Source organism: Stenotrophomonas sp. CASM110, assembly GCF_049384345.1.
Lineage (GTDB): Bacteria > Pseudomonadota > Gammaproteobacteria > Xanthomonadales > Xanthomonadaceae > Stenotrophomonas > Stenotrophomonas muris.
On record NZ_JBMRGI010000017.1, the window covers coordinates 37,091 to 50,306 of the forward strand.

The following is a 13,216-nucleotide window of genomic DNA, read 5'->3' on the forward strand; positions in this document are numbered from 1 at the left end:
CCGCCGCGACGGCATGGCAGAATGCCGGCGAGTCCACAGGGGGATCAGGGAATGAGCATGCTGGATGGCGTCAGTCAGTGCTGGTGGCTCAGCGAAACGTGTGTGGTGAACTGGGACGCATGGGCCGCGATTGGCACTGTCGCTGCGGTGTTCACCGCTGTTTTTGCGCCGAGTTTTCAGCGAATGCTTGTTCGTAAGAGAGCGAACGCCTTGTTTGCGTTGGCCTACAGGACGGATCTCTTTACCGCCTACACAAACGCCCAGGCTCTTCGCCGGATGTATCCTTTCGGAATGGGGAACGGCGCAGCCTATGCCGCTGAGGGAATGTTGCTGGCTGATGAGGCCTTTCGTGCCGCGCTGACGGCAGACGCAAGTGCGCTTGAGGTATTCATCTCTCGAGATGTCGATCTCACAAGATGGCAAGGTGTCGATATTTCCCTCGCCGCCAAGGTTGCTCTCGCCATTGAGACCACCAGGCACCTGCACAAGCTTTACGTCAATTTGGTGGTGTCTGGTCGGGACGGGGATGCAGGAAACTATTTTTACGTTGCGAAACACGTCAGCGAGCTTGCTGACAAGCACCTTTCCGATGCCAATTCGGCGGTAAGTCGGGCTGTGAAGCCGATCCTGGGGGACGCACAGCTGGGACCTTGACGGTCCGAGTCTCAGGATCACGCCGCCACCCCCATCGCCTGCAGGTCGATGTCGTCCACCTTGTCGCGAAGGTAGCGGCGCGCGCGGCGCAGGTAACCGGCGATCGCAGCTCGATCGTCATGGGCAAAGAAGGTCAGCGCGTGCATATGCACTGCACGGCGGTGGTCGCGGCGGTACAGTCGCCAAGTGACGGCGCTGCCGTCCATGGTCGGGAACCGGCCCCAGGCGAAGCCCAGCGTTTCCTTGGGCGCGCGGCGTTCGATGTTGCGGCTCATGGCTGAGCTGCCTTCTTGCCACCGCGGCGGCCGTGTCCACCCTCAACCACCTGCCGGCGGCTGATCGTGCTCTTGTCGATACCGCTGTTGGCCAGGATCTGGACCTTTCCCCCGCCGGCCTCGAAGCGCGCGATGTCGCTGGCCAGCCTCTGCCGGTCCTGCTCCTTTTCGCGATCGGTGGCGCCGCTGAAGACGGGCTTCACGTGGATGCTGGTCATGCTGCTGCTCCTTCGTAGACCCAGCGGCGCACGGTCCCAAACGGGACGCCCAGCGCGGCGCTGATCTGGTTGACGGTGTTGCCGCTGGCCCGGAGCTGCCGGGCGCGGCGTTTGGTGGTGGCCGGCCAGTACCGGGCGTGAGGCTGGCGCGGTACCGGCATCCCTTGGCAGCGGGCCATGTCCTGGACCGCGCGGGGAGAGCGCCCGAGGGCAGCCGCAACGGTCATCGCGTCGCGGCCCTCCATCTGGCGCAGGGCCCGCAGTTCGCTGGTGCGCCAGAACTCCATCACGCGGCCTGCGCGTAGGTGTCGGGCAGCGGCTGCTGCAGGTGGCGGATCATTGCGCCACGCATGGCATCGATCTGGCTGGCGTCGTACAGCTTCGAACCGCGCTCGGTGGATACCGGCTCGAAACCCAGCCGGCGCAGTCCCTCGGCGTCGATCTTCAGCGGTGCGATCAGGTCGACGATCTGGCCCAGCTTGATCTTGACGACCTCGCGCGGCGCGGCGTTCGGTGCCGGGGCGCTGACCACTGCCGTCGGCGCGGTGCGCACGGGTGCGGCTGCCGGTGCCGCTGCCACAGGTTCGGGCGGCTGCACGGTGGCTACCGCCTTCTGCGAACGGGCTTCTTCCTCCTTGCGGATCTGCTCGCGTTGGGCGTCCAGGCGGACCTGCTCCGCCTGCTGGTGCTCGGAGATGCGCGCCGCCACCAGGTTGCGCAGATCCTCCGGCGCCTTGCTGGCGCACAGCTGCACGCGGTCGGCGAACAGGGTGGCGTAATCCGGGTGCTCGGCGAGGATGGCGATGTTGGCGCGGATGCGGTCTGCGGCCTGGCTGGCGGTGATCTTGGCGTTGGTAGCCACCGCATCGACGGCATCCTGCATGCTGGAGAAGGAACGCTTGCCCTTGATGGCGGCGGCGATGTCAGCCACCAGCGTCGTAGGCATCGGGACCGCGTGGTCGCCCAGCGTTTCGTTGATCCTGTGGATGTGGTCGATCACTGCCCGGCGGGCGAAGTTGCAAATCTCGGTGCGGCGCTCCTCCTTCCGCTTCGCCACCAGCTTATCCAGCTCGAGGCGAATCTTGCGCGTCTCTGCCGCCACGTCATCCATCGTGCGGAACACCGCATCGATGTCCGCCGTCTGGCCGAGTACCTGCTGCTTCGTCGCCTCGATCCGTTCTTCGACGCCCTTGCACCAGCTGACGGTCTTCTCCGCATTGGCAAAGTCCTCATCGGACTGCAGCTCACGGTTGATCGAACCCAGGACCGCCAGCGCGTTGTCCTTGAACTCGGCTAGGTTAGACGCGGTGACCATGCCCGTCACCTGGATGCTCAGTGCGGGTAGGGTCTCCGGCGCGCGACCGACTGGCGCAGGCTCGCTGGCAGGACCCGGCTCGAATGCTGCGACGTCTGCCTCGAGCTGAGCCCAACCCGCAACGATGCGCGCACGCAGTTCCGGGTTGGGCGTGTACCAGCAGTGCCGCTCTTCGATCAGTTCCCAGCCGCCGGAGGTCTGGCGCCACTCGGAAGCCATGAAGAACACGCGCTCGCATTGGGAGACCATCGCCTGGTGCTCCATCTGGATCTGGTACATCAGCGGCAGGTCGGTACCGGTGCAACCATCGAACATGGCATCGCGGAGCGTCTGGTTCAGGCGCTTGTGCTCCCAAGCGATGTCCTCCAGCAGCGTCAGACCGTCAAAGCTGGCCGAGTACTTCCCGGCCACGCCAGTGACCGGGTAGAGATCCTCGCCGACCAGCTGCTCGGCAATGGCACGGGCCTGCGCCTCAAACTCATGGCCCGGATCGATGACGCACTCCTGGACGAAGTCGCTGAACTCGCGCGGCACACCTGCGGCAAGTTCGCGGATCAGATCAGTGCGGGAGTGGTTCGTGGACGCACCGAGCATCGCGGGCGCGTCGCTGGCGTTGAGGTGCTGCGCGCGGTGGGCATGCCATTCCGGGGTGCCCTGGATCAGGCTCACAGTGCGCATGCTCAGCCCTCCACCGCAGTCGCAGTCGCGGAGCCGGCATCGGTAGCGATGTGGTTGTGCGCCTCGCCTTCGCCCTCAGTCTCGTCCTTGGGTGGGTTGCGGATCTCCTGCAGCTGGTCGGCGGTGAAGCGAGCCTTCGTCTGCAGCGTGGCGATCAGGTCCTCAGCCGACTTCCTGCCGCTGGCGATGATGTCCCACCACTTCGGCAGGTTGGCCGCGAAGTCGGCTTCCGAGTACAGCGGCAGCTGCTTGTCGGCCTGGACCTCATGGAGCGCGCGCTGCTGCTCGCCGCTGGCAGCGGGTGCCTGCGAGATGTCCATGATCTCTTCGGCGATGGGCATACCGCGCAGGACGTCGGGGAAGACGTCGCGCAGGGCGAAGGCACGGGCGCGCATCTGACGCATGCGCTTCGGGTACTGCGTCCACGGGCCGCTCTTGCCCAGCAGGCCGGCCACCTTGGCATCGTCCATGCTGAAGGTGCGGACCTCCTCGGACTCGCCGCGGCGCTTCACGCGGCACACGGCGGTGCCGCCGTCGTCCGCCTCGGTGATGTACTCGCACAGCGGCGAGCTGCGTACCAGAGCGATGACCGCATCACCCCAGAGGGCGGGGCGGCCGTTGATGATGGCCAGGTTCTGCAGCGCCTGCAGCGGCTTTAGGCCGAGCTCGGCACCCCACTGGATGGCGATGAGGCAATTGGCGGGCTTGCCCTTGAAGTCCTTCGGGACCAGGTCGCTTTCGGCGAGGTAGTCGCAGAACTGAATCGCCTGTTCGAAGGTCTGCGGGCTGAGGTCGAACTGCTGGCGTTGCTGCGGGGCGAGCGCGGTCTGCTGCTGGGTGGCGGGAACGTTCATGTCGATGTATCTCCGGCCGGCAGGGCCGGCGTACATGGAATAGGGGGGAGAGGGCCGGCGCTGATCCCCGGCATGGCCTACTGCGGACTTGAACCGCCTTCGCTCGATCTGCTGGCCTAGCAGTCAGGGGACCGCCCCATCACCGGAGTCGAACCGGCACGTGCTTCACCGCGCGCATCAGCCTGCGCATTCCGCTCCGTAGTCAATCAGGCGGCCTGCTGCTGCTCGGCGACCTTGTGGTACGGGTACTTTTCCGGGAACGGCTTGATGTACGCGCCGAAGTGCTTGCCGAGGGAGTCGGCGTCCTTGAACGCCTGGAACTCCTCGGCGCTGAAGTTGGCGTAGTGGTAGACCGCCGCAGGCACCTTGTTGTCGCCGTAGCCGCGGTAGAAGCGCATTGCGAGGGTGTTGGTGGCGGCATCGTGGCCGATGCTGTGGATCTGCGAGCTGTCGACGTCGAACAGCTGGATGCGGCCGGTGGCCGGAGTGGTGCTGATCATGTTGTGCTCCAGGGCGGGTAGAGGGTTGCCCGTCTTTCCGGGCTGTCAGCCCTGCGCCGCAGGGGGAGGCGCAGGGACGGGGGATCAGGCAGCAAGGTCTTCCTGCTGCGTGGTTTCGCCGGCCTGGCCGGGCTGAAGAGTGAGGACGACGTTTTCGCGGATCAGCGCTTCGGTCAGTTCGGCAACTTCGTCGGGGGTGACGCTGGCGGAGGCCTTGAACGTCAGCTCGACGCTGCCGCCTTCCTTCGGGGCGATCACGAACTTCTTGAGCTTCACGTCCACCAGGAAGATCGGCTGGGTGCTGTCCAGCTCACCGTCGATCTGCAGCTCGAAACCCTTGAACTCGTGGCCCACCTTGATCGGTTCCAGGCTCGGGATCTTGATCTCGGTCAGGTGGTCGCCGATGGTCGGCAGCGACTGCTGCTCACCCTTGCCCGGCTTGCGGAACAACGCCTTGCGCAGTTCCTTGTCGAAGTGGTCCAGCACCAGGTTGCTGGTGCTGGTGGTGATGGAAAGGTCGACCGCCAAGTGCCGCTCATCGCCGTGCTTCTCGATGCGCAAGTTCACGTTGGAGACGGCCGCCGGGTTGCTCTTCAGGTGGAACATGTGGACCTCGTCGATTGAGCCGGCCGGGCCGGCAGTGGGCTACTGCAGGTCTTCCGCCGGTAGCGGCATGGCGGAGGTCAGGGACTGGATGCCGCTGCGGCGCTCGGTCAGCGCCTTTTCGGCGCGGAACCATTCCAGGGCGGTCTGATAGGCAGCGCCGGCCAGCACCGCGCGGGCCATCAGCAGTGACAGGTAATTGCCGTGGACGATGGCCAGCAGTGCGCCAGCGGCAGCGAAGCCGCAGATCAACCCCCACATCAGCACCGGCGCGACGATGTAAGCGAGGCGGCGGTTCACGACATCACCGCCTTCAACATGTCTTGGAAGATCAGCACGGCGGCCGCGCCGACGATGAAGCCGATTAGCGCGCCGTAGGCGATGAACTCGATCGACATGCGCACGGTTTCCTTCCGGATTGCGTGTTCGAAGCTCATGCGGCCTCCGGGCCAGGCTGGTTGCTGAACTCGTCGCGGAACTGGCGGCGCAGCCGCAGCGCGTTGTCGACCACCGACAGGCCGCGATAGCCCCGGCGCTGCTCGGCATTGAGGCGCTGGAACAGCGGCGCCGGGCTCAGGCCGGTGCAGGCGATCGCGTCGCGCACGGCTTGGAACTCGCGGATCTGGCGAACGTTGGTGTTCATGCGGTGGCTCCTTCGGTTGCGTGCTGGTTGCTGGCGATGAGGCGGGCAATCTCGGCCCTTGCGGCGCGCAACCGGTCGCGGCGGTACTCCGCCCAATCGCAGACCCGGTCGGCGTGGATATCGCGCTCGCCCTTACGTGCGGCGGTGCGGTCTGCACGGGCGCGGTGTCGGGAGAGGGATTGGCTGATGACCTCGATCTCGTCGTCGAGGACCTGGAGGGCGGTGGCGCTCATGCCGCGCGCTCCGCAAGCAGATGGTCGATGGCGCCGTTGGCGGACAGGCCCCTGTCGTCGGCTGCGTCCTCGATTTCCTCGTTGACGTAGGCGTCGCGGGCCTCGCGGATCAGGGTCGCGAAGGCGGTGTCCTGCTGGGCATCCAGCAGGCGGGCGGCCTTGGCCCAGAAGGCAGGCGACTGGAACCCGAACGTCTGTTCGAGCATGGCCGGCGCGGCGCGCAGGGCCTCCAGTGCAGTGCTGTCGATGGCCGCCTCAGCGGCGATGCGCGGGTCTTCGCGGTTCTCCCAGCTTGCCTGGGCGCGGTGGGAAGCTGAATTGAGGGCGGTTTGGTCCATCTCGGGCTCCGGCGGTCCAGCACGGTGCTGGTCGACGGAACGGAGAATCACATAACGTGATGCACGGTGTCAACACGATGCGTGATTATTTTTCTTGGCTCAGCAAAAAGCCCCGCCTGGCGGGGCTTTGCGCGGCATTCGCGGAGACGGACGTAGCTCTACGGAGAGCTGAGCTCGACGGCCGCCTTGGCACGCTTCCAAGCTTCCACCGAGTCGCTAGTGCCCTCGGGCTGGTTGATCGAGATGGTCTCAATGTTGACCAGCCAAGAGGTCATCAGATCATTCGCGAGGTTGAGATCTGCTGGCGCGCGTTTCCCCTTCTTGAACGCCGAATAGGCGGCCTTCCCCTTCGGCACCGCGTCCGCCACACAGGCGACAACCTCAGCGTCCCGTTCCTTGGTAGTGAGAATGCCGCGATCGATGGCTTCGCTATCCAGCTTAGCCTGCCGCTCCATCGCCTCCAGCATGTATCGCCTGGTGTTCTCACGGCCGTGGCCGATGCCGTACAGATCGACGTCATTTCGCAGCCGCTGCATTGCCTCCTCTGCTTCCAAGCGACGCTTTAGCGCGTCTAGGCGTTCGCTGTCGTGGTGGCTTGAAGCCATTGCGCTGCAGGTACTTCTTGCGTCGTTGACCACAGAAGATAGTGAATTCAAGCTGCTAGGGCTCTGTGCCGCAGCCGGGACCGAAACCATTGCGGCGAGAAGTATCCATCTATTCATAACGTCTCCATAAAAGTTGTTCGCGCTTCGGAAGCCCAAATGTGAAATTCATCCAAACCGCGAGCGGAGCAACCCGGCGTCCTCGAAACTAATGCCTTCGCGCATGCAATCCTGGGCTCGTTCAAGGTCGCTGTGCAGTTGCACTAGCGCTTCATCGCTCAACTGCTCGATGCCCGCCAAGCCGAAGATGGTCTGGTCGATGATGATTTGCATGGGGAATCCCCATCGGCGCCTTAGGTGCCGAATCATCTTGCAGTGCGATTCTCGTGTCAGATCGTCCATCCCAGGACGGGGCACGCAGGGCACAAGCTGCAGTGCTGGCCTGATGGGTGCCTTCGATTCAAGCTCAGCCGTGCGAGCCGCCAACCGCTTTGCCAGTTCCCCGAATCGATCGCTCAACGTTGCCCCCTCTCATCCTGTCAGCAAGCACCTTGGTCAGGTCCAGAACGTTGTCGGCTGGGGCCTCCCCGCCGAACTCCTGAACCACCTCGTACGCGATTTCCAATAGCACCGGGTCCTCGACCATCTCGATGGGCTTTCCCATCAATTCAAGGTAGGTCCGAAGCACAGTGACCGCGGCGGAGATCCTTGCAAAGTCCAGTCGCTGAACCTGAGACGGCACAGGCAAGTCGCCGAACAGCTCGGCGACCGCAACTCCCAGAGCCGAGGCGATAAGAGGAACCTCGGACACCTTTGGTTCCCTGGCGCTGGCAGCTGATGATTCGTAGTTGGCGATACGGCTTTGGCCTGACCAGCCGCAGGCGAGCGCAAGCTGCTCTTGCGTCATTCCACGCGCCAGACGCAGCCGTTTGAGGTTGTCGGAGAAGGCCATGCGGCCATTCTTCACGGAGCGTGATGGCCGTCTAACACGATATGTGTTGACCGGGAGATCACGATATGTGATTGTTTGGGGCATGAGCACTCTAACCCAAGCAGTCGAAGCAGCTGGCGGCGTCGGAAAGCTCGCTGCCGCCATTGGCGTTGCCCAGAACGTGGTCAGCAACTGGCGAAAGCGCGGCAAGGTTCCTGCTGAGCACGTCCTCGCCATCGAGGCAACCACCGGCGTTTCCCGCCATCTGCTGCGGCCTGACGTGTTCGGTCCCCCGGCGGCCAACGACGACCAGCAGGAGGCGGCCTGAGATGGCCGGCACTCCTGTTGTGAAGATCCACGCGTTGGTGGTCACGGCCAGGGGCCTGTTTGTCGAAGACGAGCAGGGGCTCATCGAACTCGATGAGTTCCTGATTCCACTCACCGAAGACAGCTGGCTTGTCATGGCGCGGCCGCAGGTCAACTCAAGAACCTTTGCAGTAGCGGGAGTGCGAGTGGCCAGTTCTTCAAGCCCGCGTCCACAAGCTGCATGGCAAGGTGTTTTGTGGTCTCGGCGGGCAGCTGTCGCAGCTGATCGAGCAATCGCTGCTTTTGAGTCTGGGGCAGGTCTGACTCCAGGACTTTCGCTTCGATCAGATGACGGAGCGTCTCTTCGTGGAGCTTGATCGTGACCACGCCAAGAATGGCCCCGAGCCCGCCGTCGCCGGCGAGGAAGTCCATTCCCTTCGCAGTGATCTTGGCAAAGGAAAGTGTCAATCGGCCATCCAGCCTCCTCAGGCGGACTTCCATCAAGCCGTGCTCGGCCAAATAAGTTGCATTGACCAGCAGCCGGTTTCCTTCCCCATGCGCGGGCAAGGAGGCGACGTCGGCGTCCTCTGGGTACAGCGTCGCCAGCTCCTGCAGAAGCGTTTCCTGAAAGCCCCTGTCCAACAGTTCCATGTCGCCCTCCTTGCGGGCATCGGCTGTGCGTGTGGTGACCGCAGCCTTCCTCAAGGAGGGCGACTCCCTTCATCCCTGATGTGACGTTGTCCATGGCGCCATCCTGCGCCGCCGCTGTCGCCCAGTCTCCAATCGAGTACCCCGCCCATGAATGTCACAGATGCCGCCTACGACACCGTCCACCAGTACCGGGGCGGCAGCGAGGCCCTGGCGCCCAGGATGGGCATGTCCGCCGCGACCCTGCGCGGCAAGGTAAACCCGAACACGGACCGCAACCTGCTCAGCCTGCAGGAGGCGGACACGCTTATGGCACGGACCGGGGACTACCGGATCCTGCATGCGCTGTGCGCAGAACACGGCTTCATCGCCCAGCGGGTCGACGCGCCTGAGTCGGGCACCCTGATCACCGCACTGCTGTCGGCTGCCGCCGCAAAGGGCGACCTGGCCGAGCTGGTCTCGGAAGCGATGGCCGATAACCGCATCACCCCGAATGAGGCTGATGCCATCGCGCGCGCCTGCCAGCAGGTCATGGCCGCGCTTGTGCAGGTCAGCCAGCACGCTGAGGCAGCGGCGGAGCGGGGTGGGGTATGAGCGTAACTGCCCGCGTATTCGCGCCAGTTACGGCACGCAATCGGCGTGCCCGTGCTACAGCATGGGTGTCCGCCCAACGAGGGGGACACCCCGTGAAAATACTACCCGATACGCTCCGGCAGCTGCAGCGCTGTCTAGACGTCATCGCCAGCAGCGAGCCGATGACCGACACCGAACGTGCGGACCACCGCCGGAGGTGTGCCGAGGAGCAGGCCAGGGCTGAAGCGCGGCGCGCCGGAGACACGGCCCCTGATCTTCTGGGGGAAAAGTAATGGCCCGCATTCGCTCCATCAAACCTGAGTTCTGGTCCAGCGAGCAGGTCATGGAATGCTCGCCGATGGCTCGGCTGCTCTTCATCGGTCTCTGGAATTTCTGCGACGACGGCGGCAATCACGTCGCCAGCGCCAAGACCGTGAAGGCTGAAATCTTCCCCGGTGACGATATCTCCTCGACGGATGTTCAGGGAATGCTCGACGAGCTGTCGTCGAATTCCCTGATCGCCTTCTATAACAACGGCGACAAGCAGTATCTGCACGTCACAGGGTGGAAGAAGCATCAGAAAATCGACCGTCCCACCTACAAGCATCCCTCATTCTCGAACGATGATCGTCGAGGGCTCGAAGAGTCCTCCCCCCCCGGAGTGGAGGGGAGTGGAGAGGAAGGGAAGGGAAAGGGAGAAAAGCCCCCCCATACCCCCCCGGCTGCCGCCGGTGGGGCAGTCGGTGGCAAATCTGGCCAGGGCAAGGGCGGCCGGCCCAAGCGGGAGAAGGTCACCTTCAACGCCTTCATCGAGACCTGCCGGGCTGCCGGTGAGCGCCCGATCCGCACCGATGACCCGATCTTCGACTTCGCCGAGGACGCCGGCATTCCGCGCGAATTTGTGGCGCTGGCCTGGCGCGAGTTCGCCATCAAGCACCGCGACAGCGGCAAGCAGCAGAAGGATTGGCGTGCTCACTTCCGCGATGCCGTGCGCCGGAACTGGTTCAAGCTCTGGTGGTGCCCGCCTGCAGGCGGCTGCGAGCTGACGACCAGTGGCGTCCAGGTCAAGCGCGAGCGCGACGCTGAGCGGGAACGTGACCGCCAGGATCAGCAGGCGCAGCAGGAGCAGGCTGCGTGAGCGCGGTGCCCGATTACTTGGACAACGTCGCACAGCTGCGCGTGCCGCCGCATTCCGTGCCGGCCGAACAGTCGGTCCTCGGCGCGCTGCTGCTGGTGGGCGAATCGCTGGCTCAGATCCGCGACCAGCTGGCGGCGGAAGACTTCTACCGCCGCGAGCACCAGCTGATCTACCAGGGCATCTGCGGCGTGGCCGACCTGAAACGGGAGGTCGACGTGGTGACCGTGGGCGACTGGATCACGGCCAACGTCGAGATCGGCGCGCAGGAGCTGGTGGCCACCGTCTACGACCTGGCCGGCAGCACGCCCTCGGCGGCCAACGTTCGCGCCTATGCGGAGATCGTGCGCAACAAGGCGCTGCTGCGGCAGCTGATCGAGACCACTACCGACATCGCAGACAGCGCCTACGGCGCCAGCGACGACGAAGCGGAGGAGGTCGTGTCTGCCTCGGCGACGAAGCTGGCCAGCCTGACCGTGAAGTCGAGCGGGAGCGGCGGCCTGGTGATGGTACGCAGCGGCGTGCAGAAGGCCTGGGACGAAATGGAAGCCCGGTTCCACGGAGAGGGCACGCAGGGCCTGGTCCCGAAGTGGAGCAGCGTGCGCCGCAAGATCCCCTACCTGGAGCCGACCGACCTGATGGTGCTGGGCGCGCGCCCGGCCATGGGCAAGACCGCGCATGCCCTGAACTGGGCCGAGGACGCGGCTGCCGGCGGCCGAAACGTCGCGGCCTTCAGCCTGGAGATGTCCGCCTCGCAGTGGAGCCTGCGGCTGATGGCGGCCCATGCCGGCGTCGACCTGAATCGCATGCGCGAGAAGGGCGCTCTGAACAACGACGAGTGGGCGCGCCTCTCGCAGGCTCGGAACTACATCCAGTCGCTGCCGCTGGCGATCGATGACTGCGGCGCGCTATCGGTAGACGCTCTGGCAGCGCGTGCCTCCCGCATGCACGCCAAGGTGCCCGGCGGCCTGGGCCTGATCGTGGTGGACTATCTGCAGCTGCTGACCGGCAAGGCGAAGTCGGAGAACCGGAACGATGAGGTTTCGTACATCTCGCGCCGCTTGAAAGGCTTGGCGAAGGAACTGAACTGCCCGGTCATGGCCCTGTCGCAGCTCAACCGCGGGGTCGAGACGAAGACCGACAAGCGCCCGGGCATGGCCGACCTGCGCGAGTCCGGCGCGATCGAGCAGGACGCCGACGTGATCGCGTTCCTGTATCGCGACGACTACTACAGCAAGGAGTCCTGCGGCGCGCCGGGGATCTCCGAACTGATCGTGGCGAAGAACCGCCAGGGCGAGACCGGCACCTGCTATTTGCAGCATCGGCTGCAGTGCAGTGCCTTCGATGACTACACCGGCCCACGGCCGAACTACTCGCTGAAGGGCACAGCCACCGTCGGTGGTGGCGATGACGACTTCGACGTGCCGGCATCTGGCCGCCGCCGTCGCAGCCGCCGCGACCTTGCCGCGGGAGACGACGCATGACCGCAATGACAGCAGCTGCGCGGAAGATCCGGGCGAAGCGAGCGCGCCGGCCGATCTACCTGGTGGTGGCGAAGCTGATCGACCCGAGCACCGGGGAGCTGATTGGCGCCCTGGTGCCGGCCCATGATGTGGACCAGCGCCTGCTACGCGAGCGCAAGTTCAAAGTGGGCCGCGAGGTCCGCGCAGAACTAAAGCAGCCACGCGAGGGTTGGCAGCATCGCCTGGTTCACAAGATCGGCCAGCTCATGGTCGACAACGTGGAGGGCTGGGAGCAGCTCGGCAGCCACGACGCGGTGAAGCGCCTACAGCGCGAGTCCGGCACCTGCTGCGAGGAAATGGAGATCGACGTACCCGGCGTCGGCCGCCTGATGGTCAAGCAGGCGGAAAGCCTGTCCTTCGACGAGATGGAACAGGACCGTTTTCAGGTCCTGTTCGATGGAATCACCGAGCACATCGGCTGCCACTACACCCACGTGATGCTCGACGACGTTCGCGCCGACTTCTGGAACATGGCAGGGCAGAACAGGAGGGTTGCGTGATTTTCCCCTTAGCCTTCGGTCGTTCTGGCCAATTCGTCGCTTACTTCTGTTGCAAGCTTGATCATCGCGGGGAAATTTCGCCTGGCGATCTTCATGAAGCTCGGGCTGAGACCCTTGGACGTTTGCATTGCCATTACCGACCCGCTCATCGTGGTGTGGGATGCAATGAGTCTGTTCACTCGCTCACCCTGCTCCCCGAGCAAATAGAGCTCACTCCTGAACTGGTCGAACTCGAGCGGTCTTCGAATCCCGTTCTTCGGCAAGCGTTTGCGGACCTCATGCGCTTCTTCCAAGTATTGGAATGCAGCGGCAAGGCTTCCTCGATACTGTCCGGCAGCAGCGGAAAGTGCCATCCGCATAATCTTCACTTTGTCTTTCCGTACCTGCTCTTCGTCGATTCTTGCAAGTCGACGTTGGCGCCACGGGACGTAGATCGCTACTGCTATGCCCACTACGCTGCCAATCGCTTGAACCCATGCCGGCCAATCGACGTCGAGCGGCGGGCGGGGCTGTGGTGGGTGCTTGCTCAGAAGCGCCCATACAAGGAATGCGCCCGCAAAAAAGGCCATCAACGCAACCACCGCCCAATCCCTGTCTGTACGTCCTTGCTTCATGAATTTCCCCTGTTGGTGGAGCGGATTCTACCGCTCGGGGGGGGCGCGTGAGGAGCAAGAATTCCAAGGCTTT

Annotated in this window: 23 protein-coding genes; 6 read left to right on the plus strand and 17 right to left on the minus strand. The window is 64.3% G+C overall.

The window, feature by feature from the left end; translation table 11 throughout:
* The first annotated feature begins 51 nt into the window (after window positions 1–51).
* Entirely contained in the window at window positions 52–654 is a 603-nt protein-coding gene (locus tag VG561_RS14995) for a hypothetical protein (RefSeq protein WP_423179740.1), read from the plus strand.
* Window positions 655–671: 17 nt separating this feature from the next.
* Here VG561_RS14995 and VG561_RS15000 read toward each other — a convergent pair whose 3' ends face one another.
* From VG561_RS15000 to VG561_RS15070, 15 genes are all read right to left on the minus strand, one after another.
* Complete coding sequence (locus VG561_RS15000; protein ID WP_423179741.1) at window positions 672–929, minus strand: hypothetical protein; 258 nt, start codon at window positions 927–929, stop codon at window positions 672–674.
* A complete protein-coding gene (locus VG561_RS15005) occupies window positions 926–1,147 on the minus strand; it encodes a hypothetical protein (protein ID WP_423179742.1) in 222 nt (73 codons plus the stop codon). Before VG561_RS15005 ends, VG561_RS15000 begins: the two co-directional genes overlap by 4 nt.
* Window positions 1,144–1,437 carry a hypothetical protein gene (locus VG561_RS15010; RefSeq protein ID WP_414491378.1) on the minus strand — a complete coding sequence of 98 codons (294 nt, stop codon included), beginning with the start codon at window positions 1,435–1,437 and terminating at the stop codon, window positions 1,144–1,146. Before VG561_RS15010 ends, VG561_RS15005 begins: the two co-directional genes overlap by 4 nt.
* Window positions 1,434–3,140 (minus strand): YqaJ viral recombinase family protein, encoded by a 1,707-nt coding sequence (locus tag VG561_RS15015; RefSeq protein ID WP_423179743.1) that lies wholly within the window; start codon window positions 3,138–3,140, stop codon window positions 1,434–1,436. Before VG561_RS15015 ends, VG561_RS15010 begins: the two co-directional genes overlap by 4 nt.
* Before the next feature lie 2 nt (window positions 3,141–3,142).
* Entirely contained in the window at window positions 3,143–3,994 is an 852-nt protein-coding gene (locus tag VG561_RS15020; protein WP_423179744.1) for a hypothetical protein, read from the minus strand.
* A gap of 206 nt (window positions 3,995–4,200) precedes the next feature.
* Window positions 4,201–4,494, minus strand: coding sequence for a KTSC domain-containing protein (locus VG561_RS15025; protein ID WP_423179745.1), 294 nt, complete (start codon window positions 4,492–4,494; stop codon window positions 4,201–4,203).
* A gap of 84 nt (window positions 4,495–4,578) precedes the next feature.
* Window positions 4,579–5,100 (minus strand): hypothetical protein, encoded by a 522-nt coding sequence (locus tag VG561_RS15030; protein WP_423179746.1) that lies wholly within the window; start codon window positions 5,098–5,100, stop codon window positions 4,579–4,581.
* A gap of 39 nt (window positions 5,101–5,139) precedes the next feature.
* Window positions 5,140–5,397 (minus strand): hypothetical protein, encoded by a 258-nt coding sequence (locus VG561_RS15035; protein WP_423179747.1) that lies wholly within the window; start codon window positions 5,395–5,397, stop codon window positions 5,140–5,142.
* Window positions 5,394–5,534, minus strand: a complete 141-nt coding sequence (locus VG561_RS15040; protein ID WP_289213953.1) for a hypothetical protein — start codon at window positions 5,532–5,534, stop codon at window positions 5,394–5,396. Before VG561_RS15040 ends, VG561_RS15035 begins: the two co-directional genes overlap by 4 nt.
* A complete protein-coding gene (locus VG561_RS15045; protein ID WP_099497980.1) occupies window positions 5,531–5,740 on the minus strand; it encodes a hypothetical protein in 210 nt (69 codons plus the stop codon). The genes VG561_RS15040 and VG561_RS15045 overlap by 4 nt, the downstream gene beginning before the upstream one ends.
* Window positions 5,737–5,973 (minus strand): hypothetical protein, encoded by a 237-nt coding sequence (locus VG561_RS15050; protein ID WP_099497979.1) that lies wholly within the window; start codon window positions 5,971–5,973, stop codon window positions 5,737–5,739. Before VG561_RS15050 ends, VG561_RS15045 begins: the two co-directional genes overlap by 4 nt.
* Entirely contained in the window at window positions 5,970–6,311 is a 342-nt protein-coding gene (locus VG561_RS15055) for a hypothetical protein (protein ID WP_423179748.1), read from the minus strand. The genes VG561_RS15050 and VG561_RS15055 overlap by 4 nt, the downstream gene beginning before the upstream one ends.
* 158 nt (window positions 6,312–6,469) lie before the next feature.
* Window positions 6,470–6,847 carry a hypothetical protein gene (locus tag VG561_RS15060; RefSeq protein WP_414934576.1) on the minus strand — a complete coding sequence of 126 codons (378 nt, stop codon included), beginning with the start codon at window positions 6,845–6,847 and terminating at the stop codon, window positions 6,470–6,472.
* A gap of 234 nt (window positions 6,848–7,081) precedes the next feature.
* Entirely contained in the window at window positions 7,082–7,246 is a 165-nt protein-coding gene (locus VG561_RS15065; protein ID WP_249327206.1) for a hypothetical protein, read from the minus strand.
* A 133-nt stretch (window positions 7,247–7,379) separates the two neighbouring features.
* Entirely contained in the window at window positions 7,380–7,865 is a 486-nt protein-coding gene (locus tag VG561_RS15070) for a helix-turn-helix domain-containing protein (RefSeq protein WP_414934575.1), read from the minus strand.
* On the opposite strand from VG561_RS15070, the gene VG561_RS15075 reads away from it, so the two are divergent.
* Complete coding sequence (locus VG561_RS15075) at window positions 7,864–8,172, plus strand: YdaS family helix-turn-helix protein (RefSeq protein ID WP_423179749.1); 309 nt, start codon at window positions 7,864–7,866, stop codon at window positions 8,170–8,172. The genes VG561_RS15070 and VG561_RS15075 overlap by 2 nt on opposite strands.
* A 149-nt stretch (window positions 8,173–8,321) precedes the next feature.
* Here the strand turns inward: VG561_RS15075 and VG561_RS15080 are convergent, their stop codons facing one another.
* The gene (locus VG561_RS15080) at window positions 8,322–8,801 is read right to left on the minus strand and encodes a hypothetical protein (RefSeq protein WP_401728058.1); all 480 of its coding nucleotides are present in this window, start codon (window positions 8,799–8,801) and stop codon (window positions 8,322–8,324) included.
* Window positions 8,802–8,948: 147 nt separating this feature from the next.
* Here VG561_RS15080 and VG561_RS15085 point away from each other — a divergent pair, with 147 nt between their 5' ends.
* The 4 genes from VG561_RS15085 to VG561_RS15100 all read left to right on the plus strand — a co-directional run bounded on the left by VG561_RS15085 (window position 8,949) and on the right by VG561_RS15100 (window position 12,529).
* Entirely contained in the window at window positions 8,949–9,392 is a 444-nt protein-coding gene (locus VG561_RS15085; protein WP_289213959.1) for a phage regulatory CII family protein, read from the plus strand.
* Window positions 9,393–9,663: 271 nt separating this feature from the next.
* Window positions 9,664–10,509 carry a hypothetical protein gene (locus VG561_RS15090; RefSeq protein WP_423179750.1) on the plus strand — a complete coding sequence of 282 codons (846 nt, stop codon included), beginning with the start codon at window positions 9,664–9,666 and terminating at the stop codon, window positions 10,507–10,509.
* A complete protein-coding gene (dnaB, locus tag VG561_RS15095) occupies window positions 10,506–11,990 on the plus strand; it encodes a replicative DNA helicase (protein WP_423179751.1) in 1,485 nt (494 codons plus the stop codon). Before VG561_RS15090 ends, dnaB begins: the two co-directional genes overlap by 4 nt.
* The gene (locus VG561_RS15100) at window positions 11,987–12,529 is read left to right on the plus strand and encodes a hypothetical protein (RefSeq protein WP_423179752.1); all 543 of its coding nucleotides are present in this window, start codon (window positions 11,987–11,989) and stop codon (window positions 12,527–12,529) included. Before dnaB ends, VG561_RS15100 begins: the two co-directional genes overlap by 4 nt.
* 8 nt (window positions 12,530–12,537) lie before the next feature.
* Here VG561_RS15100 and VG561_RS15105 read toward each other — a convergent pair whose 3' ends face one another.
* Entirely contained in the window at window positions 12,538–13,143 is a 606-nt protein-coding gene (locus tag VG561_RS15105) for a hypothetical protein (RefSeq protein WP_423179753.1), read from the minus strand.
* Between the last annotated feature and the right edge of the window lie 73 nt (window positions 13,144–13,216).